The 23,846-nt window shown below is 71.2% G+C and carries 20 protein-coding genes and 3 pseudogenes; 5 read left to right on the forward strand and 18 right to left on the reverse strand.

Annotated features, from left to right (window positions below; all coding sequences use genetic code 11):
* A partial coding sequence (locus GTW40_RS09005; RefSeq protein ID WP_161179638.1) for an integrase core domain-containing protein occupies positions 1-257 on the forward strand: 257 nt, incomplete at its 5' end.
* A gap of 151 nt (positions 258-408) precedes the next feature.
* A complete protein-coding gene (locus GTW40_RS09010) occupies positions 409-891 on the forward strand; it encodes a VOC family protein (RefSeq protein WP_343245640.1) in 483 nt (160 codons plus the stop codon).
* A 309-nt stretch (positions 892-1,200) separates the two neighbouring features.
* Here the strand turns inward: GTW40_RS09010 and GTW40_RS09015 are convergent, their stop codons facing one another.
* Together GTW40_RS09015 and GTW40_RS09020 are read right to left on the reverse strand one after the other, a co-directional pair.
* Complete coding sequence (locus GTW40_RS09015; RefSeq protein WP_161179639.1) at positions 1,201-2,013, reverse strand: DUF6042 family protein; 813 nt, start codon at positions 2,011-2,013, stop codon at positions 1,201-1,203.
* 375 nt (positions 2,014-2,388) lie between these two features.
* Complete coding sequence (locus tag GTW40_RS09020; RefSeq protein WP_161179640.1) at positions 2,389-3,297, reverse strand: ADP-ribosylglycohydrolase family protein; 909 nt, start codon at positions 3,295-3,297, stop codon at positions 2,389-2,391.
* A 100-nt stretch (positions 3,298-3,397) separates the two neighbouring features.
* On the opposite strand from GTW40_RS09020, the pseudogene GTW40_RS33045 reads away from it, so the two are divergent.
* A pseudogene (locus tag GTW40_RS33045) lies at positions 3,398-3,505 on the forward strand (IS5/IS1182 family transposase); the annotation flags it as partial.
* Between the two features lie 293 nt (positions 3,506-3,798).
* Positions 3,799-4,620, forward strand: coding sequence for a class I SAM-dependent methyltransferase (locus tag GTW40_RS09025; protein ID WP_161179662.1), 822 nt, complete (start codon positions 3,799-3,801; stop codon positions 4,618-4,620).
* A 1,501-nt stretch (positions 4,621-6,121) separates the two neighbouring features.
* On the opposite strand, the gene GTW40_RS09030 is transcribed toward GTW40_RS09025, so the two are convergent.
* From GTW40_RS09030 to GTW40_RS09040, 4 genes and pseudogenes are all read right to left on the reverse strand, one after another.
* Complete coding sequence (locus GTW40_RS09030) at positions 6,122-6,634, reverse strand: transglycosylase SLT domain-containing protein (protein ID WP_237525414.1); 513 nt, start codon at positions 6,632-6,634, stop codon at positions 6,122-6,124.
* A 726-nt stretch (positions 6,635-7,360) separates the two neighbouring features.
* Positions 7,361-7,924: an isochorismatase family cysteine hydrolase gene (locus GTW40_RS09035; RefSeq protein WP_161179642.1), complete on the reverse strand. Its 564-nt coding sequence runs from the start codon at positions 7,922-7,924 to the stop codon at positions 7,361-7,363.
* A gap of 213 nt (positions 7,925-8,137) precedes the next feature.
* Positions 8,138-8,492: pseudogene (locus tag GTW40_RS33050) on the reverse strand (IS5/IS1182 family transposase); the annotation flags it as partial.
* 22 nt (positions 8,493-8,514) lie between these two features.
* Positions 8,515-9,096, reverse strand: coding sequence for a hypothetical protein (locus tag GTW40_RS09040; RefSeq protein WP_161179643.1), 582 nt, complete (start codon positions 9,094-9,096; stop codon positions 8,515-8,517).
* A gap of 442 nt (positions 9,097-9,538) precedes the next feature.
* On the opposite strand from GTW40_RS09040, the pseudogene GTW40_RS33710 reads away from it, so the two are divergent.
* Positions 9,539-9,658 (forward strand): annotated as a pseudogene (locus GTW40_RS33710) (short-chain dehydrogenase); the annotation flags it as partial.
* 214 nt (positions 9,659-9,872) lie between these two features.
* On the opposite strand, the gene GTW40_RS09050 reads toward GTW40_RS33710, so the two are convergent.
* From GTW40_RS09050 to GTW40_RS09105, 12 genes are all read right to left on the reverse strand, one after another.
* Positions 9,873-10,895 carry a sugar kinase gene (locus GTW40_RS09050; RefSeq protein ID WP_343245641.1) on the reverse strand — a complete coding sequence of 341 codons (1,023 nt, stop codon included), beginning with the start codon at positions 10,893-10,895 and terminating at the stop codon, positions 9,873-9,875.
* The gene (locus GTW40_RS09055) at positions 10,892-11,803 is read right to left on the reverse strand and encodes an SMP-30/gluconolactonase/LRE family protein (RefSeq protein ID WP_237525415.1); all 912 of its coding nucleotides are present in this window, start codon (positions 11,801-11,803) and stop codon (positions 10,892-10,894) included. Before GTW40_RS09055 ends, GTW40_RS09050 begins: the two co-directional genes overlap by 4 nt.
* Positions 11,800-12,432 (reverse strand): bifunctional 4-hydroxy-2-oxoglutarate aldolase/2-dehydro-3-deoxy-phosphogluconate aldolase, encoded by a 633-nt coding sequence (locus GTW40_RS09060; protein WP_161179645.1) that lies wholly within the window; start codon positions 12,430-12,432, stop codon positions 11,800-11,802. The genes GTW40_RS09055 and GTW40_RS09060 overlap by 4 nt, the downstream gene beginning before the upstream one ends.
* 204 nt (positions 12,433-12,636) lie before the next feature.
* Positions 12,637-13,449, reverse strand: a complete 813-nt coding sequence (locus GTW40_RS09065) for a hypothetical protein (RefSeq protein ID WP_343245642.1) — start codon at positions 13,447-13,449, stop codon at positions 12,637-12,639.
* Between the two features lie 3 nt (positions 13,450-13,452).
* Positions 13,453-14,598, reverse strand: a complete 1,146-nt coding sequence (dgoD, locus tag GTW40_RS09070) for a galactonate dehydratase (protein ID WP_161179646.1) — start codon at positions 14,596-14,598, stop codon at positions 13,453-13,455.
* Positions 14,595-15,332: a FadR/GntR family transcriptional regulator gene (locus tag GTW40_RS09075; RefSeq protein ID WP_161179647.1), complete on the reverse strand. Its 738-nt coding sequence runs from the start codon at positions 15,330-15,332 to the stop codon at positions 14,595-14,597. Before GTW40_RS09075 ends, dgoD begins: the two co-directional genes overlap by 4 nt.
* Positions 15,333-15,372: 40 nt before the next feature.
* On the reverse strand, positions 15,373-16,146 hold the full coding sequence (locus GTW40_RS09080; protein ID WP_161179648.1) for an SDR family oxidoreductase: 774 nt from the start codon (positions 16,144-16,146) through the stop codon (positions 15,373-15,375).
* A 45-nt stretch (positions 16,147-16,191) separates the two neighbouring features.
* Positions 16,192-18,309 carry an alpha-galactosidase gene (locus GTW40_RS09085; RefSeq protein WP_161179649.1) on the reverse strand — a complete coding sequence of 706 codons (2,118 nt, stop codon included), beginning with the start codon at positions 18,307-18,309 and terminating at the stop codon, positions 16,192-16,194.
* Complete coding sequence (locus GTW40_RS09090; protein ID WP_161179650.1) at positions 18,306-19,154, reverse strand: carbohydrate ABC transporter permease; 849 nt, start codon at positions 19,152-19,154, stop codon at positions 18,306-18,308. Before GTW40_RS09090 ends, GTW40_RS09085 begins: the two co-directional genes overlap by 4 nt.
* Positions 19,154-20,095 (reverse strand): sugar ABC transporter permease, encoded by a 942-nt coding sequence (locus GTW40_RS09095; protein ID WP_161179651.1) that lies wholly within the window; start codon positions 20,093-20,095, stop codon positions 19,154-19,156. Before GTW40_RS09095 ends, GTW40_RS09090 begins: the two co-directional genes overlap by 1 nt.
* 1 nt (position 20,096) lies before the next feature.
* Complete coding sequence (locus tag GTW40_RS09100) at positions 20,097-21,386, reverse strand: ABC transporter substrate-binding protein (protein ID WP_161179652.1); 1,290 nt, start codon at positions 21,384-21,386, stop codon at positions 20,097-20,099.
* A gap of 130 nt (positions 21,387-21,516) precedes the next feature.
* Positions 21,517-23,568 carry a glycoside hydrolase family 27 protein gene (locus tag GTW40_RS09105; RefSeq protein ID WP_161179666.1) on the reverse strand — a complete coding sequence of 684 codons (2,052 nt, stop codon included), beginning with the start codon at positions 23,566-23,568 and terminating at the stop codon, positions 21,517-21,519.
* Positions 23,569-23,846: the final 278 nt, after the last annotated feature.

The raw sequence follows: 23,846 nt of genomic DNA on the forward strand, positions 1-23,846 counted from the left end.
TCGGCTCGGTCGGCTCGGTCGGCGACGCTTACGACAATGCCCTGATGGAGAGCACGATCGGCCTGTTCAAGACCGAGCTGATCAAGCCCCGACGGCCATGGAAGACGCTGTCCGACGTCGAACTCGCCACCGCCGAGTACGTCGACTGGTACAACCACCGACGACTCCACGGTGAGATAGGCCACGTCCCACCCGTCGAATACGAGAACAACCACTACCGAGCAAGCACGAAACCTCAGGTCACAACCAACAATTGAGATCTCTACCGAACCCGGAACGGTTCAACCTGCGGGCAGGCACTTGCAAGGGGCGGGCACATCGGCGCTTGACCTCAACCAAGCTTGACTTTCTAGGTTCCTTCCAGAGCCGCAGGAATCGACCAGCGGTGCCCTTTCAAGGAGGTTCGCCGTGACCGAGCACGCAACCCGCACGGAGATCCCCGACCGTTACCGCTACGCCGTGATCCCGCACATCATGGTCGACGACGCCGCAGCGGCGATCGACTTCTACCAGCGCGCGTTCGGCGCCGACGAGGACTTCAGGATCCACGCTCCAGGCGGCGGAATCCTGCACGCCGAGATCACCGTCGGACGGTCGACCCTGATGCTGGGCGACGCCAGCGTGAGCGAGGCGGAGGGCGCCTCCTTCGCCGCGCCGACCTCACTCGGCGGAGGTACGACCGTCACGCTGCACGTCTTCGTGCCGGACGTCGACACCCTGGCGGAACGCGCGGAAGCCGCCGGCGCTGAGATCATCCAGCCGCCGAAGGACATGTTCCATGGTGACCGCACCGTCATCCTCAAAGACCCTTCCGGTCACATCTGGGTCTTTCTGACCCACATCGAAGACGTCTCGCAGGAGGAGCTCCTGCGCCGCCTGGCCGCCGGGTGACCGGACGCTGTGCGGGTGGTGATCCGGTCCGGATGCAGAGGGTCGTACCGGACGAACCGCCCAGTCATGGCTGGGCTGCTCTCTGCTGGCAGTGGCCGGTGCGGGATCGGCCCTGATCGCGTCGTCGCCAGCGAGAGGACCGGTTAAGCCAAGGGGTCGCACCGTGGACAGGCCGAGGCCAGGTGGTGAACAGGTGCTGGATCCAGTTGCAGGTCAGCGGGACCAGGCCGCCGGGGCCGGGACTCAACCTGGGGCCTTCTTCCGCAGGACAGGCTCCAGGGGGCCGGACGGCATGCGGGTCGGGGTCGGTTACTCGTCTTCGTCCACGTTGCTCAGCCTCGTGTGGGTCTCGTGGAAGTGGTTCCAGTCCATGACCAGACAGAAGCGCTGATGGGTTTCGAGGCGTTCCGCGTCGGCCGGCTCCTGTCCGCGCAGCACCCGGGCGTCGCCGGATGCCACGAGCGCTGCGACGGCGAGACGGAGGTCTTCGGCGTCTTGGCCGGTGGCGGCTGCCAGGCGGTCCAGGGAGGTGAGAATCTCCCGCGGTTCACCCAATTGGTCGACCAGGTGGTTGACGAGCTGGGTGACGAGCGGTTCGGTGCGCATGCTCCACCGCATCCGGTCGAGCCGCCGGGTCAGTCCTGCGTCCAAGGGCAACAGGTCGCCGGGGAGCGGCAGTACGGCGGGCATCGACCACCGGGTGCCCTCCGGTGTCTCCTCACGGCTGGCCAGGCCCCATGCCAGGTAGAGCTCGGACAGGTCGCGCACGGTCGCGGGCACCGGGTATCCGGCGGCCGTGAGCAGGGCACCGAAGTCCTTCCAGCGGCTCGCCTCGCTCGCCTCGCGGCCTTCGGGCGCCTCCTCCTCGTCCCACTCCTCGTCGGGCCACGAGAACGTGAGCGCGCCGTCGAGACCACCGCCGAACATGCGCCAGTGGCCGTCGAACATCTCGCGCAGGAGATCGTCCAGGGAGCCGGCGAAGCCGGGCTGGCTCGCGGTCCCGATCAGCATCATCAGGGGAAACCCCTGGCGCGGCAGGACATGCTCCCAGCCCGAAGCCCACCAGTCGTTGTGCACCACCAGGTCCCGGCGTGGTCCGGGCGCGGTCGGGTTCTCAGTCATCCCCAGCTCTTCGTCGAAGGGCAGCCGAACGAGCGCAGCCTACGCGCTGTGGCACCCGCGGCGTGCTCACTCCGCGTCCGACGAAGGCCCGATGACGGCGCCCGTCGCGCAGTCCCGCGCGCGGAACACCGACGCCTGTTCGGCACCGACACCGTCTCCCCACTCCCCCGGCGTGACCGACACCGAGCCGGTCCCCTCATCACCGGGAGCCCGTCTCAGCGAGCAGTCCAGCCTCCGTTGACGACGATGCCATTGCCGGTGCCGGTCATGGCAGCCGCGTGCACAGCGCACGGCAAGGCCACGCCCCGGCGCCCCCAGCTCCACGAGGCACTCAAAAGCCGGCGGCGCCTGAACTCATCCCGGCAGGAGCTCGTGCTACGTCACGACCGGGGGCAGCGGTTCACGGGCCTCGTGCCATGCAGGAGGGAGGGCGGCGACGCCGGTGCGGGCGGCGATGACGCCGCCCGCGATGGCGCACGTGGTGTCGATGTCGCCGCGCCCGGCGACCGTGACCCACAGGCCCTCGTGCAGGTCGTCGAGGTGCCCTGCCGCGCACCACAGGGCGTACGGGACGGTGTCGGGACCTGACATCCGGTAGCCGGAGCCCAGCACCTCCGCGGCGTGCCGGACCGAGGTGCGCTCCGGCATCCGGGCCGCGATCCGCACTCCTGACCGGACGTCGCTGTCGGGGAGCCGTTCGGCGACTGCCTGAAGGAAGTCCGATCTGACCGGGGTGGGCCCGCCCCGGCTGCTGGTCGCCAGCGCCGCGGCCACAGCGACCGCCACCGCACCGGTGACCGCCTCCGGGTGGTGGTGCGAGACCGCACCCTGGCGGGCGGCCTGCTCGGCGACCACATCGAGGTCGGCGCCGTGCCAGGCACCGAGCGGGGCGGCGCGCATGGCCGCGCCGTTGCCCCAGGAGCCCTGGCCGCCGAACTGTCCGACGACCACCTCCCGCCAGGGCTCGCCCGCGTCGATCCGGCGCAGCACGTCATGCATCGAGGCTCCATAGCCGCGGTACGTGTCCTCTGCGTAGGCCGCCGCGAGGCGCCGGGCCAGGCGGTCCTGGTCGACGATGCCCCCGCCCTCGACAAGCTCCCGGACGAGAACCAGCGCTTGAGCGGTGTCGTCACTCCATCGCCACAGCGGTTCCGGGGGCAGCGTCCGCGCCTCCAGGGCTGCCGTACCGTGCCTGCGCAGGATGCCGAACCAGCGGTCGCCGAAGGCGTCGCCGAACGCGAGGCCGTGCAGCGAATCCAGCACAGCGGCAGGCACGTTGATCATCTGTGCAGTATTGCAGCGCGATGCGATCCCGCACTCCGCTTTTGGAGCCGCCCGGCTTCTGACCCGGACATGAGGCTGGGCGGCTCGGTCTGTGACCTCGAAGCCACTGATCGCCCGCCGCGGCGGCGAACACGGCTCCGGCCTGAGCACCCAACGCCGGTTCGTGGAGAGCGCGTTCGCCCACCTGCACTGGTTCCGCCGCCTGCGGAGCCATTGGGGGTGCGCAACGACATCCACCATCGGCGTGCGGATGAGCTGCGCCCCCCGTTGCCCGGGTTCGTCTTGAGTTCGTGCCCTCGCCGGCCTTGGGCCGTTCGGTAGATGCGCGGCGCGCCTCGGTTGTGTGGGTGGGTGCCGGTGGAGGATCAGTGCGGCGCGCGGCGTGCTGCCTTGCGCCGTCTTGGACTGCCCTGGCGTGTGGAGAGGTTCGGTCATGAGAGCGCTCGGCGTGATGGTGTTCGTCTTCGGGCGCTACGGCGTCCCGCGGGGAGCGGCGGCGTGATCGCCGGACCGGGTGGGGCAGGGGACTTCGGGCGCTACGGCGAGGTGGTCTTCCGGCCCGAGGCGTCGGGCGAAGGCGAACGTATCGACTACGGCGCCCTGGCATACGACGAGTTCACCTTGGCGCGGCTGCGGACGCTGGGCGTGGGGCCCGGTTGGCGCTGTCTGGACGTGGGGGCTGGTACGGGGACCGTTTCCCGTCGGCTGCTGGAGGAGGTAGGGGTGGCGAGCGTGCTCGCTGTCGACCGGGATGTGCGTTTCCTCGGCGAGCGGGGTGTGCCGGGGCTTGAGGTGCTGGAGGCCGACATCACCGATCCGGATTTCGATCCGGGGCGCTTCCGGCTGGTGCATGCGCGCTTCGTGCTGATGCATCTGCCCGAGCATGAGCGCTTGATCGCGAAATTGGCCGAACTCGTAGGACCTGGTGGGGTGTTGATGCTCGGCGATGCGGTGGATCTGACGAGCGACCGTGCGCCGGTGACGCCGTACACCGTGGCGATGCGGGCGATGTGGCAGGGGTTGGGGGCCGCCATCGGTACCGATGTGTCCTGGGTGCCGTCATACCCGGAGTTGCTGCGCGGGGCGGGTCTGGCCTCCGTCGCCGCCGAGATCCATGTCCCGCCGCTGCTGCCCGGAAGCCCCATCAGCCGCTTCTGGGCTGATACTTGGAAACGCAGCAGACAGGCGATGCTCGCCACCGGGCAGATCGACGATGCCGGAGTGGGCGCGGCGCTGCGGTACCTGGACTGCGACGACTGTGCCGCGCTGTCGGGCGGGCTGCTCACCGCCTGGGGATGGAAGTCCGGGGGCGTCGCGCGCTGACGCGTGACGGGGGTTTCCGGCTGGTGGGGCGTTCGGTTCCTCTTGGCGTGTCAGGCGGCGAAGCCGATATCGGCGATTCGTGGTGGCCCGGCTGCGGGCTGAGGTGGTCCATGACCTCGGGGAGCGTGCGCAGTCGAATACGGGGTCCGATGGGGCAGCCGCGATCGGTGAGCAGGGGCCGTACTTCACCGGTCACCGTGTGACGTTGCAAACGGTCGACACCGCCCTAGCAAGCTGGCAGCCCACGGGCAACACCATGCCGGAGGTGCGCGAGGGTGGCCAACAGCCTTTCGATCGGCGAGGTCTGCTCAGCACGGCGCCTCGCGACCGGTCAGTCCCAGAGCCGATCTGGTCCGGGTCGTCCAGCGGGACATGCAGGGCGGCCAGCTTGGCGACGGTGAAGTATCGGACGGTCTCCACCACGGTCACTCCTCCTGCGGGGCGCCAGGAACCGGCTTCTTCGGCGCCGGGGCCCTCCGCCGCACGAGGGCTGACAGGTCACCTTGCGGCCCTGGATTCGCGAGTCGCCTTTCCGATCGGCCACCTCCCGCTCCGCAGCCAGGCCAACCGCTGCCAACGGAGTGCCGCGCTTCGGCGGGCGGGGCCAGGTGGGCAATATCGGGGTCGCTGTGGCCTTGAGTGCGGCGGTCGTCGCACAGGGGGACTCACCGCTGGTCAGGTGCAGGTTCCGGTCCGCTCCGGAGCGCCCTGAACTCCTCGCCGCCAGCCTGCCCGGATGAACGGCCCTGACCGCCACCCGCCCGAACCCAGCCGCCCAGGCTCCGGAACGGGCCGATGGGCCCGGATCACCGGGTCGCGCACGCTGCACACGCGTGGAGAGCCAAGTCCCCAGGCCGAGAAGACCCGACCGTATCGGCCGGAACCGCAACTCTGTCACGCACCCACCGACCGGGCCGCCCGGCTCCACCACGGGGGCGTAGGCATGAAATGACGGAACGCGAGGCCGGGAGCTTGCGCAGCGGGGCGGGGAACTCCGTGAAACACGAAGTCCGATGCTGTCCCCGGGACGGGCACAGTCCGGGTACCCAGGTAGATCGCCAAGGGGGAACGGTCCAGAGCCGTCGAGCCCTGCCGGGCGATGACCTCGGCGTGGTGGCATCGCCGAGGTTGAACAGTGAGGTGGGCGCGGGGCAGTACCGGGTGCGGGTCCACGGGTGTGCGGTCACGTCCCGGCCGGTCGACGGCGTCGGCTGCCGCCAGGCCGCCACCGCGTCGTCCGCCGTCACCGAGGCCGGTGCACTCAACCGTGAGGTGGCAGAACACAGACGGCAAGCTGCACCAGCGGCACCCGCTTCGCCGCCTGCAAAGCGGACGCACAGCTCAACATTCCAAGGGCCCATGACCAGGAGCCCATGGCCCCGGACCGCCGACCCGGCGAACCCGCGCCGCCCGAGCACAAGCAGCAACGCAGTGGCAGTGGCCCCCCGACCGTGCCTGGTCGGGGGGCCACTGCCACTGCGTGCGGGTGCGAGGGTTCCGCTCAGTAGGCGGAGTTGACGTTGTCGATCGAGCCGTAGCGGTGGGCGGCGTAGTTGGCGGCCGCGGTGATGTTCGCCACCGGGTCGGTCACGCTGTGGGCGGTGCCGGCGACGTGGTAGGTGTTGAACGTGGGGTCGATCACCTGCAGCAGCCCCTTGGAGGGAATGCCCTTCTGCGCGTTGACGTCCCAGTTGTTCTGCGCGTTGGGGTTGCCGCCGGACTCGCGCATGATGTTGCGCTTCAGACCGTCGTAGCTGCCCGGGATGCCCTTGGCCTTCATGATGGCCAGCGACTGCTTGATCCAGCCGTCCAGACTCCCCGACGCACCGGTCGCGGTCTGGGGGGCACGGTGGGAAACGGCGTGAACGGTGTGGGCGGCCTGGGGCATCTCGGCGGCGGAGGCGGACGACGGCACCAGCGCCACCGCACCGGCCGCGACACCCGCGGTGGCAAGACCGGACAGAACGAGGTTACGCAGGCGGGCAGAACGGCGGGCAGCAAAAATCGCGGTCAAGGGTCTCTCCAGAAGACGTCGTTGAGGCACCGGCCGGGAAACGGCCATGAACCTGTGGGCGTCGGGGCGAGGCCCCGCGGCCGCCGGACAGACAAGAAACAGGCCCACCCGGGAAATCACCCGGTCCGGCCTGTCGCTCCGGCAACGAGAAACATGATTAAACCTGGACAAACGGTCGCGCAAGCATGTGACCTACTACCTCAACACGGAGAAATGTCCGAAATGTGCCGATCTGGCGGCTGCGGTGCCGGTCAGGACGCAGGCCCGTCTACGATCCGCCCTAGGACGTGACCTACCCCCTATGACCACCATCACCGCCCCACCAACCCAACGCACACAACCGCTTGCGCAACGAAGCCAGCCGGACCCTCAGAACAAGGAACACGGAAGCGGCACCTGGCCGTCGATATACGCGGGATGCCATTCGCCACCATGATCACCCCTGCCGCCCCGCACGACGGCATCCTGCCCGCGACCAGTTCTTCCGCCTCGGCCCGGCGGCCCATCCCGTACTGGGCGAACTCCGCCTGTGGCGGAAGGCTCGTCGCCTGGGATCACGAGAGCCAGGAGAAACGTGCGCAACCACGAGCGGCTCCCAAGCATCCCAGTGGCACGAGGAGGCCATAGGGGACACCGGATTGCTGATCCGAGCCGCCCGGCCCTCACCACGCCCCCGGCAACCGGGCGACGATGTCGGCTTGCTCCGTACGCGAGGACAGCCTGCCGCTATTGCGGGGCGATGGCTTTGACCCACTCCTCAACAGCGACGACCTCCGCCCACTGCGGGAACAACTTCTCGACAAGGACCCGGTGCACCTCGGGGTCGGTGTCTAGGCAGGCGTCCGACAGGACAGTAAGGCCGAAGTCCAAGTCAATGGCGCGCCACAGAGTGGACAGCACCACCGCGCTGGTGGCGATACCGGTGAGGACGAGGCTGTCGATGTCGCGAGCCCTGAGCACCAGGTCGAGGTCGCTGCCCGAGAAGGCGCTCCCCCGTCTCTTGGTCACGACGACGTCGCCCTGCTGGGGTGCGACGTCGTCATGGATCTCGGTGCCGGGCTGCCCCTCGGTGAACAGGCCGGCCCGCACGATGTTTGCCATCACCTTGTTGCGGGGGCTGACTTCCGGATCACCGGGCCGTAGGCCGATCACCACGTAGATCACGGGGATGTCGGCAGCCCTGGCTCCGTCGATCGCCCTGCGCAAGCGCGGCAGATATCCGGAACCGTCGTCGGCGATGGCGACGATGTCCCGTTGGACGTCCATCACCAGAAGCGCGCTGTTCGCCATGCTCGCCGCCGTCCCTTCTACGCGAGGAAGAACAAGGGCAAGTCTGGTGGATCGACCGAGGCGTCGTCAGGGGTTCGGGAGATCGTCGTCAGCGTCGCGGCTCAAAGCACCCATGACCGGTGCCCGATCTTCCTATGTCGTCCTGCAGGATGGGGTGCCGTCCTGACTCGGTGACATGCGGGGCGCCCATCAGGCAGAGACACTGAGGCTTCTTCAACGTGCGGTTGAGCTGGCGTGAGGCAGGGTGAGTACGGCCTGGACGATGCTCGTGATGCGGGTGGTCGAGCAGCACAGTCTACGAAGCAGCCGCCAGGCCTTGCGGGCGGCCTGAGATCGATTCCCGGCCCGTCGGCCAGTGGAGAGTCTCCCATCGGCCGTAGCGGGGAACCCGGATGGTGCCGCAGACGCCTTGGTGACCCTTGTCCGACCAGCAGAGGATGTGAGCCTGGTCGACGACGTCGACAATGCCGTACTCGCGTGCTGCGCGGCCGTCGTGGACGGCCCCTGGCAGTGCGGGCAACGCCCACAGCGGTCGGTTGAACGGGGAGACGATGACCTGCATGTTCATGCAATACGCCGGAGTATCGGGTCTACGTCACCGATATCTGCCACTTTCCGTGTTCGGACAAGGTGACGTAACCGTGCTGGGGCAGACGCAGTGTGCCCTTCTGATCGGCGGCTGAGGTGCGGCGCATCAGACGTTTCCCGCCGTTCGCCGGGGTGTAGATGATCGTGCCCGGGGAGTCGAGGAAGTCGTAGTGCACGACGGGTGCGTGTTCGTAGTACGGCTTGGGGGTGAAGTAGCCGAAGGTCTCGGTTCCCCTGCCCCGGGCCTTCTCGGCGGGGAGCGGAGGCAGCGCGCCCTCGTCCACGACGCGCAACTTCCAACGGCCCAGGCCGCTGGCGGCATCGTTGCCCACCACGACGCGTGAGACGGCGAGGGCATCACAGTCGGCCGGCAGGACGACGTGCGACGGGCCGAGTCTGTCGATGGTGACGAGGTCGTCCTGGGCTCGCTGATGATGCGGGCCTTTGCGTACGGCCGCCAGGACGAAGCTGGTGGTGAGTCCTGCGCGGAACTCCAGAAGGACGGGCCTGCCGTCCCCCGCGCCGGGTATGTCAACGATCCGGCTTCGCCAGCCGAACCATCTCCCAGTCGTCTCTGTGCCCACGTTCCCTCCCTCGGCCCCACCGTGAGGCGTTCAGGAGGCATGGTGGCACGCGTGCTCGATGGACGGTACCGGCTGGAGCGGTTCGAGGGACTCGGCTTCCTCGTCTCTCACCACGCCTCGGCCTGCGGTTGGACAGGGCTCACTGGTCCCACAGGGAAGCGCATCGGCAGGCTGTCGGCGGCCGGGGTGCCTTCGTGGATACGCGCGCCCTGGGCGGCGGCGCGTCCCGGGCGGGGCGCGCGTCCCGTTCGTCGGCTCTCATTTCCGACAACGACAAGGAGTCGAAAGGCACATGGTGGATTCGTTGTCGGCGGGTAAGGGTGCGCTCATCACCGGTGCGGCGCAGGGCATCGGTGCGGCGATCGCGCGGTTGTTCGCCGCGCAGGGTGCGGGGGTCGTGATCGCCCAGATGCTGGCCCAGGGCGGGGGCACGATCGTCAACATGGCCTCCATCGGCGGAATGGTCGGCCTGCCGTTGGGCATCGCCGACTACTCGGCGGCCAAGGGCGGCGTGATCGCGCTGACGCGCACGGCGGCCATCGAGTACGTCCGGCAGGGCATCCGTGTCAACGCCGTGTGCCCGGGTGTCGTCCGCACCGCACTGCTCGACCAGGCTATCAACGCGGGCATGTTCACCGAACTGGAGGCGGCCGCGCTGCACCCGACCGGTGTGCACCGAGGACTAGCTGTACGGCCGGGCCCGCTTCCGTCGAGAAGTACGCCTCTCCCGGCACCGCCTGTCCGAGCCAGCAAGCAGCCAAGGCCGTCGCCACCAGCTACGACAAGCCACCCCCGCCCCCGTCCGACACAGCCCTCGGCGTCTCCTCCCACGCCTCCCACTCCCCGTCCGTCAACGCAAGCAGTCGGTCGACACAGTCGTCCGGCGGAAGCGGGCCCCGGTCCGCGGTCACCTTCAGGGCCGACGCCGCCGTGATGTGCCCGAGGCGCAGGGCACGGTCGACGGGTTCGCCGCGCAGCAGCCCGGTGAGGAAGCCCGCCGCGAACGCGTCGCCCGCGCCCACCGGTTCGACCACGGTGACCCGTAGGGCCGGGACCGTGACAGTCCCGGAGGTGGTGAATGCCGTCGCCGTACGGGAGCCGTCCTTGACCACGAGGATCCGCGGGCCGGGCAGCAGGTCGCGTACCGAGGTGGCGGTCAGGTCCGCGCCCCACAGGTTCTGGGCCTCGTCCAGGCCGACGAGGACGATGTCGGCGCGGTCCGCGAGGGCGCGGAGTGTGTCGGGGGCCGTGTCCTTCGGCCAGAGGGCGGGGCGGTGGTTGACGTCGAAACTGATCGCGTAGGGGCGTTCGGGGGCGGGGACGGCGAGGGCGCTGGTGACCAGGGCGCGGCAGGACGGGGACAGGGCCGGGGTGATGCCGGTGAGGTGGACGAGGGCGGCTGTGCGCACGGCCGCGTGGTCGAGGAGGTCGGGGCCGAGGGCGGATGCCGCCGAGCCCTCGCGGTAGTAGTGCACGCGGGTGCCGGTGGGGGACGGGTTCTTCAGCAGCAGGCCCGTCGGCCGGTCGGGGTCGGTGCGTACGTGGGCGACGTCCACCCCGGCGGCGCCCACTGCGGCGCGTACGCGGCTGCCCAGAGGGTCGTCGCCGAGGGCCGAGAGCCACGTCGTCGGGACGCCGTGATCGGCGAGGTACATCGCCACGTTGGACTCGGCTCCCGCGACCGACAGCCGGAGGTGGTCGGTCTCGGCCAGCGGCCGGGGCGGGTCGGGGGCGAGGGCCGCCATGGTCTCGCCGACGCAGACCACGCGCCCCGCGGCCGGGCGCCAGGTGTCCGTCACGCGAGGTCTCCCGTCACTGGTGAAGCGGGGGCGGGGCGGAACGCGGGTGTGGGCGTGCCGGGCACGTCGACCGGCACCGTGAACACCGCGCCGTCGTACGGTCCCGGTGTTTCGAGGCCCACCCGGGCGGTGGTCACGTGCAGCAGCGTGCCTTCCAGGCAGACGCCCGCCGGCTGTCGCGCGGGGAGGCGGACGACGCGGTCGGGGGTGCCGTCCGGGAGGTGGCGGCGTACCGTCCCGGTGCCCCACACCGCGCACCACAGCGCGCCCTCGGTGTCGACGGCCATGCCGTCCGGGCTGCCGTCCTCCAGGGTGAGGAAGTCCTCGGGCGCCCCGAGGGTGCCGGTGGCGGGGTCGACGGCGTAGCGGCGGACGACGCCGTGCGCGCTGTCGGCCAGGTACATGGTGCGGCCGTCGGCGGTGAAGGCGGGGCCGTTGGGGACGGTGATGCCGTCGAGGACGCGTACGACGGTGCCGTCGTGGTCGACGCGGTAGAGGGAACCGGCGCCCTCGGTGGTGTCGTAGGCCATGCTGCCCGCCCAGAACCGGCCCGCCGGGTCCGCGACGCCGTCGTTCATGCGCAGGGCGGGTCCGGGCCGGTCCTCGGGGGTGGCGAGCCAGGTGGGTGTGCCGTCCGGGGCGAGCAGACAGACGCCGGTTCCGGCGGCGGCGATCCAGGTGCCGGGGCGGTCGGCGACGGGCGCCACCGCGCCCAGCGGGACGGGCAGCCGGAGTATCTCGCGCAGGGGGAGGGCGGGGTCGTCGGGGGTGGCGAGCAGGCGTCCCGCGAGGATGTCCACCAGGACGACGCCGCCGTCGGTCCAGCGGATGCCCTCGCCCAGTTCCAGGCGGTCGGGGCGGGTGGGCCGGAACCTCCCGGTCGCGTTCTCGGTCATGCTCCCGGTCATGCCGTGGCCTCCTCGGCTACGGCGCGGAAGGCGCGGGCGCGCTCGCGCAGGGCGGTCAGGCTGCCGCCGTCGGCCGCGTCCGCGACGAGGGGGGAGCCGACGCCGACCGCGGTGGCACCGGCGGCGAGGTAGGCACGGGCGGCGGCCAGGTCCACTCCCCCGACGGGCACGAACGCGGCGTCGGGGAAGGGGGCGCGCAGGGCCTTGAGGTAGGCCGGTCCCCCGGCGTCGGCTGCCGGGAACAGCTTGAGCGCGGCGGCGCCCTGGGCGCGGGCGGCGATGATCTCGGTGGCGGTCATGACACCGGCGAGAACCGGCAGGCCCAGGTCGCGGGCCGTGTCCACGCCCGCGCCGAGACCGGGGGTGACGGCGAACGCGGCGCCCGCGTCCCGCGCGGCACGCGCGTCGTCGGCGGTCAGGACCGTACCCGCGCCGATCGGCCGGTCGGGACCGAGTTCCGCGGTGGCCCGCGCGATGACGCCGAGCGCGTCGGCGCCGCTGAGGGACACCTCGATCAGACCGACGCCCTCCTCGGCCAGCGCGACCACCGTGCGCAGGGCGGCATCCGGGTCGCCTCCGCGCACGATGGCGACGAGACGGCGGGCGGCCAGGGCTGCTCGTAGATCCACGGACAGGGGCTCCTTCTGTGTGGGTGCGTCGGTACTGCGGCAGGGCCCACCCCCGGGCAGCCATCCCGGGACGGTCATCCCCGGACGGTCGTCCCCGGGCGCGTTCCCCAGGTGGTCATCCCCAGGCGGCCGTCCCCGGTGCCGCTCTCCGGAGCAGCGGTCGCGGGCCGGGTCAGGGGCAGGGACAGCGGTCGCGGGCCCCGGTCAGGGGCAACGGCAGCCGGCGGTCAGAACGAGCCGCCAGCGGACCTCGCCGGAGGCGGGAACGCATGCCGCGTCGCCCGCCCCGGCCTCGGCGAGGTCGAAGGTGCGGCCGAGCATGGGCTCGACTCCGGTACTGCGATAGGGCTCCGTCTCCGGGAAACCGCCGAGGTTGCGCCACAGGGCCACCGACACCGGCTGCCCCTCCGCCTCGACGGCGAGGGCGAGCCGGTCGGCTCCGTCATGGACGCAGACCCGCCCGGCGCCGAGGACGGCACCGACGGCCGTACCGTCCTCGGGGCCCAGCCGATCCAGACGCAGTCCGCGCGGCGCGGGCCAGCCACCCTCCACCCAGGGAGCACCGTCCGGCCAGGGACCGTCCAGCAGAGGTGCCGCCTCCGGGAAGACGCGAGTGGTCGTGCCCGCGCGAGCCCGCAGTTCGGCCCCCTCCGAGAGATCGAGCAACGCATGGGCCGCCCACACAAAGCGGTAGCCAGGGTGGGCCACGAGCACATAGTCGGCCTCCACACCATCGGCAGTACTCCGGATGGTGCGGGCGAGAGCGAACGCACCGCAGTCGACCCGCTCGGTGTCGCCGTCACGGGTCCACGGCCGGGACCAGACATCTCCATGGTCGGGCGTGCCGCGCACGGTGGGGACGCACTCCTCCAGACCGCCCGCGTCCACGAACGCGTCACCCGGTACGACACCGTCGCGGGCCAAATCCGGTCGCTGCCACAGCCATTCGCGGTCCCCGTCGCGCAGCGAGGTCCAACGCCCGCCGTGTACGGGGTCGGTGGTGAACGTCAACGGCACGGCTCACCACTCCGTGAACGAGCCGTCGGCGTGCCGCCACACCGGATTGCGCCAGGCGTGCCCGGCGCGGTCGGCGGCCCGTACGGCGTCCTCGTCCACGGTGATGCCCAGCCCTGGCGCCTCCCCCCGATGCGCATGCCCGGCCGTGAAGCGGAACGGCTCGGGGTCGACAACGTAGGAGAGCAGATCGGCGTCCTTGTTGTAGTGAATGCCCCGGCTCTGCTCCTGGATGAGGAAGTTGGGTGTGGCGAAGGCGACTTGGAGGCTGGCGGCGAGCGCGATCGGGCCGAGCGGGCAGTGCGGGGCGAGCAGCGCGCCGTGGCACTCGGCGAGCGAGGCGATACGGGTCACCTCGGAGATGCCGCCCGCGTGCGAGAGGTCCGGCTGGGCGACGGCGATACCGGCGTTCAGCGCGGGCAGGAACTCGGCGCGGGAGAAAAGGCGTTCACCGGTGGCGAGCGGGACGGGACTCGCGGCGACCAGGCCGGGCAACAGCCGGCCCTGCTCGGGAAGGACAGGCTCCTCCACGAACAGCGGGTGCAGCGGGGCGAGTTCAGCGAGGACGCGGCGAGCGGAGGCGGCACCGAACCGGCCGTGGAAATCGACGGCGACATCCCGGTCGGGCCCGAGCACCTCACGCGCGGCGGCCACCCGCGCGACCACGGCGGCGGTCTCGGCGGCGGTGGCAACAGGTGATGTCGGGCCCGCCGCGTTCATCTTGACGGCGGTGAAGCCCGCCTCGATCTGCTCGGTGATCTGCTCGCCGATCCGGGCGGGTTCGTCCCCGCCGACCCAGGCGTAGACCCGGACGCGGTCGCGCACGGGACCGCCCAGCAGGGCGTGCACGGGCGCGCCGTAGGTCTTGCCGGCGATGTCCCACAGGGCCTGGTCGAGACCGGCGACGGCGCTCGACAGGATGGGGCCGCCCCGGTAGAAGCCGCCCTTGGTGAGGACCTGCCAGTGGTCCTGGATGCGCAGCGGGTCCTGGCCGACGAGGTACTCGGAGAGGACCTCCACCGCGCTCCTGACGACCTCCGCGCGGCCCTCGACCACGGGTTCGCCCCAGCCGACCACGCCGTCGTCGGTCTCGATGCGGCAGAACAGCCAGCGCGGCGGGACCAGGAAGGTTTCGATGCGAGCGATCTTCACTTGCCGCCGCTGCCTTTCGTGTCGTCGGGGGTGTCGACCCGGTCCAGGTCGCGCCCGGCCTGGTCGAGCAGGGCGCGCATCGCGGCCTCGGCGGCCAGCGGGTCCCGGTTCCGTACGGCGTCCAGGACGGCGCGGTGGGCGGGGACGGGGTCCTCGCTGTGCGGGGAGCTGTGGACGATCCGGTCGCGGTGGGCGAGGCCCGACTCGATGACCATCTCCATGCGTTCGAGGAGTTCGTTGTGGGTGGCGGTGAGCAGCGCGCGGTGGAAGGCGAGGTCGGCGTCGACGGCGTGTGCCGGGTCGGGCTCGGTGCGGTCCATCGCGGCGAGCGCGTCGTCCAGGGCGGCGAGGTCGGCGTCGGTGCGCCGCTCGGCGGCGAGCCGTACGGCGGCGGGCTCGATGATCGCGCGGACCTCGGCGAGATCGCGCAGCAGCAGCCGGTCGGCCTCGGCGCCCGTGCCGCCCTCGAACTGCCAGCGCAGCACGTCGGCGTCGAGCAGATTCCAGTCGGCGCGGGCCCGTACGAACGTGCCGCGTTTCTGGCGGGCGTCGACCATGCCCTTGGCGGCGAGCACCTTCAGGCACTCGCGCAGGGCGGTGAGGCTGACGTCGAGTTCGCTCTGCAGCGCCACGAGGTCGAGTGTGGCCCCTTCGGGGATCTCGCCGCCCAGGATGCGGCGCGCCAATGCCTCCACGGTCTGGCCGTGGACGCCTCGGCGGGCGTAGGGCGTCATGTCGTAGAGCCTTTCTTCGGTCGTGGACGGTCTGCGGTGCTCACGCGGAGGACTTGACGACGCTCCAGCCGCCGTCCACGAGGAGATGCGATCCGGTGATGTAGGAAGCCTCGCAGGAGCAGAGGAAGGCGATGGCGGCGGCCGCCTCCTCGGGGGTGCCGAAGCGGCCGGCGGCGGTCTCGGCGACGCTGCGCTCACGGTCGGCCTCGGAGACCCGGTCCCAGGCCGCGGTCAGGATCGGTCCGGGCAGGACGGCGTTGACGCGGACCTCGGGCCCGTACTCGACGGCGAGCTGCCCGCAGAGGGAGAGCAGCGCGCCCTTGCTGGCCGCGTAGGCGGGGTGGCCGGGGATGCCCTTGTGCGCGTGGACGGACGAGGTGAGGACCACGGCGCCCCGGCGTGCGCGCAGGTCGGGCAGGGCGGCGCGAAAGCCGAGGAAGCCGCCGGTGAGGTTGACGGCGAGCTGGCGCTGCCAGGACTCGGGGGTCAGCTCGTGGGCGGGGCGGACCTCGACGGTGTAGGCGCCCGAGACCAGGACGTCGACCGGTCCGAAAGCGTGGGCGGCGTCGATGACGCGGGTCCAGTCGTCCTCGGCGGAGACGTCGGCGTGGACGTAGACGGCCCGGGCGCCGTCCTTGGTGATGCGCTCGGCCACGGCCGCGCCCCGCTCGTCCGCGATGTCGGCGAGCACGACGGCGGCTCCCTCCTGTGCGAGGCGTTCGGCGGTGGCCGCTCCGATGCCGGAGGCGGCTCCGGTCACCACGGCGGTGAGGCCGGTGAAGCGTGCACCGTACCGTCGTGCGGTCTGGTCCATCGTGGGGTTCGGCTCCTTCGTGAGTGGTGGGTCGGGCCGGTGCGGCTATCGGCGGGTCAGTACGACGAGTTGGGCGTCGTGGTCGGCGGTCCAGGCGAACGGCAGGCCGTAGTGCAGCAGGTGGGCGCCGCTGTATGCGGTGCCGGTGTCCTCGTCGTCGTACACGGCGGCCGGGTCGAGTCCGCGCAGCCGGAGCCGGGCGGGGCGGCCTGGCACGAGCGGGGCGCCGTCGAGCACGCCGGTGCCGAACGCGGCGACGACGGTGCGCGGGCCGTCGGCCTCGGTGTACTGGACGCCGCAGACCGGGTCCTCGGGGGTGCCGAGCAGGCGGGCCTCGCCGTGGTGGACGACGTCGCGGATCTCCTTGTAGCGGGCGATCCAGCGGGCGGCCCCGGCGCGCTGCTCCTGGGTCCAGGAGCGCAGGTCGGCGCCGACGCCGAGGACGCCGCACATCGCCAGCACGAACCGGAAGGCGAGCGAGCGGGGACGCGGGTCGAACACGCCGGGCGCGTCGGTGACCCAGGAGCTCATCATGTGCGGGGCGTGGGCGTGCAGGAAGCCGTACTGGACGGCGAGCCGGTCCAGGGGCGCGGTGTTGTCGCTCGGCCAGACCACGTCGGTGCGGGCGAGGGTGGCGTGCTCGACGCGTCCGCCGCCGCCCGCGCAGCCCTCGACGGTGACGTGCGGGTGGGCGGCACGCAGGTGGTCCAGGACACGGAGGTAGCCGGTGACGTGCTCGGCGTCCAGGTCGAGCCGGTCGGCGGGTCCGGCGACGGGGCGGCCACGTTCGGTGGGCGGCCGGTTCATGTCCCACTTGAGGTACTCGATCGGGTACTCGGTGAGCAGCCGGTCGAAGGTGCCGATCACGAAGTCCTGTACGTCGGTGCGGCCGAGGTCGAGCAGGAGCTGGTTGCGCACCAGGCGGCCGGGGCGGTTTTCAACTCGATAGACCCAGTCGGGGTGTTGGGCGTACAGGCGGCTGTCCGGGCTGACCGCCTCCGGCTCGACCCACAGGCCGAAGCCGAGTCCGAGGGCGCGCACGTCCTCCACGAACCGGCCGAAGCCTTGTGGGAATTGGGCCGGGTCGGGATACCAGTCGCCGAGGCCGCCGGTGTCGTCGGCGCGGCCGGTGAACCAGCCGTCGTCGACGACGAACAGTTCGGCGCCGATCTCGGCGGCCGCCTTGGCGAGTTCGAGCTGACCGGCCGCGTCGACGTCGAAGCCGGTCGCCTCCCAGGAGTTGTAGAGGACCTTGCGGATGCGGTGCAGCCGCTCGCCGCTCAGGTGCCGCTCGTAGCGGTGCCAGACGCGGGCCAGGCCGTCGAGTCCTTCGGGGCTGAACGCGCAGGCCAGGCGTGGGGTGGTGAGGGTCTCGCCGGGCCGCAGGACGACGGCGCCCTCGTGCGGGACACGCCCGGCACGGACGCGGACGGCGCCGCCGGGTTCGGCCTCGGCGGTGATGTGCCAGTTGCCGGGCCACTCCAGGGCGATGCCATAGGTGGGGGCGGTGCCGTCGTCGGGCAGGGCCGCGTCCTGGACGGCGAGCCAGGGCGCGTAGGCGTGGCCCGCCACGCCCTGGGCGCTGCCCATGGTGAACGTGCCGCGCTTCAGGTGGAGTTGGGTGTGGGTGAACTCCTGCGACCACTGTCCGGTGAGGTAGGTGAGGCGGGCGCCGCCGGTGACGGGCACGTTGATCGCGCCCGAGTCGAGGCGTTCCAGGCGGAGTTCGGTGTCGCCGGTGCAGGTCAGCTCGGTCCAGCGGAGGATGATGTCGGTGCCGGGCACCGTGGCGTAGTGCAGGGTGGTGCGCAGTCCGGCGATGTCGTCGGTGAACGTCAACCGCAGCCCGTCCGCGTCCTGTTGGGCACCGGAGAACCGCCACCACACACCACGCTCGTACCCCGAGTGACCCAAGTGCCCCGAGTGCCCGACGACGAGGTCCGCCCCGGTGAACGGCCGCTGTCCCTGCGGCAGATACTCGGCGGGGGCAACGTCGGCCGGGGTGATGAAGTGCGTACGCCGGGACCAGTCGAGAGCGGACGGCCCGTTCTCCACGCCCACGGGACCCCAGGCGTCGAGTTCCGCCCAGGGGCCGAGCGGGGATAGCCGCACCGTGTAACTGGTGTGCTCCGTACGGAGGGTCCAGCGTTCGCAGGAGGTCATTTCACCGCTCCGAGGTTGAGGCCCGCCACGAAGTGGCGCTGGAACCTGAGGAACACGGCCACCGTGGGGGCGGCGGCGATGACGGAACCGGCCGCGATCACGTTCCACATGGAGACGTACTGCCCTTGTAGGCCGATGAGGGCGGCCGTGACGGGCATCTTCGTGTCGCTGCGCAGGACGGTGATGGCCCAGAGCAGGTCGTTGAAGACCCAGGTGAAGGCGAGCGCGCCCAGGGCGGCGAGTGCGGGGCGGGCGAGCGGAAGGATGATCCGCCAGAAGATCTGCCAGGGTCCCGCGCCGTCGACGACGGCCGCCTGCTGGATCTCGTTCGGGATCGCCCGCATGAAGCCGTGCAGGACGAAGACGTAGAAGCCGACGCCGAAGCCGATCTGCACGCCGATCAGGGCGGGCAGGGTGTCGTAGACGCCCATGATCTCGCTGAGCTTGGAGACCGGGATGAGCAGGATCTGCGGGGGCAGCAGGTTGCCGCCGAGCATGACGAGCAACAGGGTGCGGCGCAGTGGCAGTTCATAGCGGCTGAGGGCGAACGCGGCCATGGCGGCGAGCGCGAGGGTGATCAGTACGCAGGGGACGGTGACGATCAGGCTGTTGATCAGGGCGCGTTGCTGGCCGCCGTCCACCCATGCCTGGCGGAAGTTGCCGAGGGTGAAGGAGTGCGGCAGGCTGCCGAGCCCATGGGCGGCGATGTCGTCGAACGAGCGCAGACTGGTGACCAGGACCAGGGCGATGGGCGCCAGCCAGAGCACGGACAGCGCTCCGGCGCCGAGGTGGAATCCGGCGGTCGCGGCCCGTCTGCGCCTCAGGGCAGTGGAGTTGGCGGACATCAGTCGGCCTCCCGGAAGGCGCGGACGAGGTAGGAGCAGATGACGCCGAAGGCCAGTACGAAGATGACGACGGCCAGGGCGGAGCCGTAGCCGAGCCGCAGGGACTGGAAGGCGGTGGAGTACATGTAGGTGCTGAGCAGTTCGGACGTGTGGTACGGGCCGCCTCGGGTGAGCGACCAGACGACGTCGAAGGAGCGCAGCGAGTCGATGACGATGACGGACAGCACGACGGCGTTGACACCGCGCAGTTGAGGGAGCGTCACGTGCCGGAAGCGCTGCCAGCGTCCGGCGCCGTCCATCCTGGCCGCCTCGTACAGCGAGGGGTCGATGCCCTTGAGGCCGGCCAGGTAGAGCACCATCACGTAGCCGATCTGGCGCCACAGGGCGGGGACGATCACCGCGTAGAGGGCGGTGTCCTGGTCGGCGAGCCAGGCGTGGCGCAGGCTGCCGAGGCCGAGGCTCTGAAGCAGCTGGTTGAGTACGCCGTCGGGCTGGTAGATCGCCTGCCAGACGAGGGCGGTCGCCACGAGGGAGAAGACGACGGGGAGGAAGAGGGCGGCGCGGTAGAAGCCGACGCCTCGGCGTTCCTGTTGGAGCAGCAGGGCCGTGCCGAGGCCGAGGAGCGCGGACAGCCCGCCGAACAGCACCAGCCAGAGCACGGTGTCGAGGGCGGCGGTGCGGAAGACCTCGTCGTGCGCCATCTCCTGGAAGTTGCCGAGGCCGACGAACCGGGGTGGGGAGACGCCGTCCCAGGAGGTGAGGGCGAGGTAGAAGCCCTGGAGGGCGGGCCAGAACACCCACAGGGCCTCGGCGAGCAGCGGTATCAGGACGAACGCGAGGACGAGCGGCGGGGTACGGCGGACGGGCCCCCGGCCGCGCCTGCCGCCGTCGGACGGCGTGGTGGCCGGGGTTTTGCGCGCGGTGGTCGTGAGGACTGCCACCTCAGGCACTCCAGATCTTCGCGGCGTCGCGCTGCCAGTCGGTGAGGATGGAGCCGACGCTCTTGGGCTGGGCGATGAACTTGGTCAGCGCGGTGTCCGCCGTCGGCTGGAGGGCGTCGCTGGAGTCGCGGTTGAAGAACTGCGTGAGCTCGGCGGCTGACTCGATGTGCGCGCGGCCCTTCTTCACCAGAGGCGTACCGGCGTCCTTGGCGTCGGGGTGGCAGGGCAGGACGGTGCCGGAGGAGCCCTTGATGTAGATCTCCTGGGCCTCGGCCGTGGCGAGGTACTTCATCAACTCGTCGACCTGCCGGGTACGTCCGCTGCGGGCGCTGGCGAAGTAGCCGTCGGTGGGGGCCTCTTCGGCGAGCGGGACCTTGGGGTCGATGACGGGGAAGCGGAAGAAGTCGATGTCGTCGAGGGCGTCCTTGGGGGCGGCGTCGGCGAAGAAGGTGCCGATGAGCATCATGCCGCTGCGGCCGTTGAGCAGGGCGGTGGTGGCGTCCTGGAAGGCGACGGCGGTGCCGTCGGGGTCGAAGTACGGCAGCACTTCCTGCCAGCGGTCGAAGACCCGGCGCACCTCGGGGTCGTCGAAGCGGTGCTTTCCGGCGAGGAGTTCGCGGTGGTAACCGGCGCCGTTGATACGGATGTCGAGGTAGTCGAACCACGCGGACGCGACCCAGGCGGTGTTGCCTCCGGCGCCGAGGCCGATCGGGGCGACGCCCTTGGACTTGAGGGTGTCGCACAGGTCCAGGAACTCGTCCCAGGTCCTGGGCTCGCGCACGCCCCACTTGGCGAAGTTCGACTTCCGGTAGAACATGCCCCACCAGTAGTAGGTGGAGGGCACGAACACCTTCTTGCCGGAGCCGGCGGTGCACAGCGAGTTCAGCGCCTTGGAGTAGCGCTTGAGGTCGGGCGAGGAGGCCCAGACGTCGTCGAGGCCGAGGAGCAGGTCCTTCCTGGCGTAGGCGTCCGCGACCGATCCGGGGTACCAGGTGTACACGTCCGGCGGGTTGGCGGACGTGAGGTACGTCGGGAGCTGGGTGCGGAAGGTCTCGGCGGCGACGGTGTTGAGGCTGACGCGCCCGGTTCCCTTCTTGGCGTAGGCGGCGGCCAGGTCCTCCATCGCGGCCTTGGCCTGCGGCGCCGAGAGGTTCGACTGGAGGGTCACCGGGCCCGTGGAGGGGGACTTGGCGGAGGAGGACGAGGTGACACAGCCGCTGAGCAGAGCCGCCGCCCCGGTGGCGCCGAGTCCGGCGAGGAGTCCGCGGCGACTGGGCTGAAGGTTCGTCATGAAGCGCTCCCTGTGGATTCACGCGACGGGGCCGGGCGGCCGGCGGGCCAGGACCGTGGGCCGGGGCAGCCCCGTCGCGGCGGATCAAGGTTCGCGTGGTGCCCGCACCACGTCAAGATTAATTACTAATTTATTTGAACTGGCTGCGGTGGACGGTGCCGTCGACCCCGCGGTACACCGCGTCGACCGTGCCGTCCGCGCCCGCGACAACGCCGAGCGAACCGTCGAACGCGGCGCTCGGGAACTCCTCGCGCTTGCTCCAGCCCTGCCAGGCACCGGTGTCGTACCGCTGCTGCCAGAGCGTGTAGTCACCGGCGCGGGCGTAGAGCAGCACACGGTCGCCGGAGGCGACGAGCGTGGGGCTGCCGCTGACCGTGCCGCCGAGGGAGGTCCAGTCGGACCACTCGCCGTCCGCCGAGCGGCTGCGAGTCCGGATGTCGTCGGCGGCGGAGCGCACGGCGACGTGGACACCGCCCTCGGCGTCGACGACCGCCGACGGCCTGCCGTACGCCGGGCGGTCACCGGGCGTGCCGAGCGAGGTCCAGCCGGTGCTCGCCCCGCGCTGGACGATCCGGCCGTCCGCGTCCGTGGCGAACAGCGTCCAGTGCCCGGGGTCGGTGAAGGCGACACCTGGGGCGTCGGCCACCCGGCCGCCCAGGCTCTGCCAGCCGCTCCAGCGGCCTCCGGTGTAGGCGCGCCGGTAGACACGGGAGTCGGCGCCGCGCACGAAGACGTCGATCCGGCCGTCGGCCGAGGCGTGGGCGGAGGGCTGGCCGAGGATGCCGCCGCGAACCGGGCCGCCGAGGTCGAGGACGCGCTCGCCGCCCCTGCCGTCGGAGCTCTGCTGGAGCAGGGTGCCGCGCGGGCCGCGCACGAACGTGTCGAGCGTGGCACCGGTGCGGACGGCGGCCGGACTCGCGGTGGCGGGCAGGCCCAGCCGCGTGCCGGGCAGCGCGTCGCCACCGGTGAGCCGGAGGAAGGCCGTGCCATGCGCGGGGACCGTGACGGTGTACGACCCGGTGTGCGTGCCCCGGTCGGCGCGGGCGCGCAGGTCGCGGACCTCGACCCGGCCGCCGAGGGCGGTGTCGGCGAACCTGACGGTGCGCTCGGCCGCCTGGCCGGAGCGGTTGAGCAGGACGACCGCGCGGCGGCCGTGCCCGGAGAGGACCTTGCTGTACACGTCGCCGGTCGCGTCGGTGGCCACCCGGACGCCCTGGACGCCCAGGCGGTCCTGGTCGACGCCGATGATCTCGGGGTTGCGCAGGACGGCGAGCATCGACGGCGACAGCGTGCGCGGGTCGGAGCCGAGGACCAGCGGGGAGGCCGTCTCCGCCCACATGACGAACTGGGTGGTCGACTCCTCCTCGGTCAGCTCCAGGCTCCCGTCCGCCATGCGGCGCGTCGGGATCAGGTAGTCGGGGTCGTTGTAGTGGCCGGGGCCCTGGGCCTCCGGGTGCCAGGCGTTGGCGTCCATGTTGCGCAGGACGTTGGGCCACTGGCCGGGGCTCGGGGTGCCCCAGGCGATGTCGGTGCCGGTGCGCCAGGAGTCCGCGACGGTCGGCGCGTAGGCGTAGGTGTTGTGGGCGTCCTGCTCGGGCGTGTGCGGCAGGCCCCAGTCGTCGGTGAGCGGGTTGCAGAGGTTCAAGAGCATCTTGCGGCCGGACTTGGCGACCGCGTCGCTGAACTCCTTGAAGGCGGTGCCCGGATCGAGCTTCTCGGAGATGCCGCACAGGAAGTCGACCTTGACGGCGTCGACCTTCCACGCGGCGAACTGCCTGGCGTCCTGCTCGTAGTGGCCCCGGCTGCCGAGGTCGCAGCTCTTGCCGCCGTCGTAGGTACCGGCGTCGGTGTAGATCCCGGCCCGCAGGCCGCGCTGGTGCAGAGAGGAGACGAGGGCCGGGATGCCGGACGGGAAGCGCTCGGGGTTCGCGGTCAGCCGCCCCCGCGCGTCGCGGGGGACGTCGGCCTGCCAGCCGCCGTCGAGCCACACGATGTCGTAACCGCTGTCCCGCAGACCGCTGTTGACCAGCTTGTCCGCGACGGAGCGCACCTCCTTCTCGGTGGGCGCGCCGAGGCCGTAATAGGTGTTCCAGCCCATGTAGGGCGTGGGGGCGAGACCGCTGTCGTAGTAGTCCGGCGCGCCCTGGTCCACGCCCTCAGCCGCGTGGGCGGAGGGCGTCATGGTGGCGGCCAGGGCCACCGCGCTCGCCGCGGCGAGCGTGGTCCGGGCGAACCGGACACGGCGGGGATCGGGTACGGGCGGGCGTGAAGTCACGTGCCTCTCCCAGAAGTTGGGAAGCGGGATGGGTGACGTGGAGGCGGACGCGCACCGGGGCGGCGGCGCACCGGAGCGGGGGCCCGCGGCGTCACGGCGACGACTGTGGCGCCCGGCCGAAACGCTGTCAATATTTATTCCTAATTTAAGAGAAACAAAGTCGAAGCGTGTCGGACGTCTTGACA

This window comes from Streptomyces sp. SID4985 (genome assembly GCF_009863025.1).
GTDB lineage: Bacteria > Actinomycetota > Actinomycetes > Streptomycetales > Streptomycetaceae > Streptomyces.

Excerpts from the sequence above, each read along its gene's own strand:
- GTW40_RS09075 (WP_161179647.1), bottom strand. The coding sequence starts at position 15,332 with ATGACGCCCTACGCCCGCCGAGGCGTCCACGGCCAGACCGTGGAGGCA.
- GTW40_RS09055 (WP_237525415.1), bottom strand. The coding sequence starts at position 11,803 with ATGACCGGGAGCATGACCGAGAACGCGACCGGGAGGTTCCGGCCCACC.
- GTW40_RS09035 (WP_161179642.1), bottom strand. The coding sequence starts at position 7,924 with ATGGCGAACAGCGCGCTTCTGGTGATGGACGTCCAACGGGACATCGTC.
- GTW40_RS09085 (WP_161179649.1), bottom strand. The coding sequence starts at position 18,309 with ATGACCTCCTGCGAACGCTGGACCCTCCGTACGGAGCACACCAGTTAC.
- GTW40_RS09105 (WP_161179666.1), bottom strand. The coding sequence starts at position 23,568 with ATGACGCCCTCCGCCCACGCGGCTGAGGGCGTGGACCAGGGCGCGCCG.
- GTW40_RS09020 (WP_161179640.1), bottom strand. The coding sequence starts at position 3,297 with ATGATCAACGTGCCTGCCGCTGTGCTGGATTCGCTGCACGGCCTCGCG.
- GTW40_RS09015 (WP_161179639.1), bottom strand. The coding sequence starts at position 2,013 with ATGACTGAGAACCCGACCGCGCCCGGACCACGCCGGGACCTGGTGGTG.
- GTW40_RS09090 (WP_161179650.1), bottom strand. The coding sequence starts at position 19,154 with ATGTCCGCCAACTCCACTGCCCTGAGGCGCAGACGGGCCGCGACCGCC.
- GTW40_RS09080 (WP_161179648.1), bottom strand. The coding sequence starts at position 16,146 with ATGGACCAGACCGCACGACGGTACGGTGCACGCTTCACCGGCCTCACC.
- GTW40_RS09100 (WP_161179652.1), bottom strand. The coding sequence starts at position 21,386 with ATGACGAACCTTCAGCCCAGTCGCCGCGGACTCCTCGCCGGACTCGGC.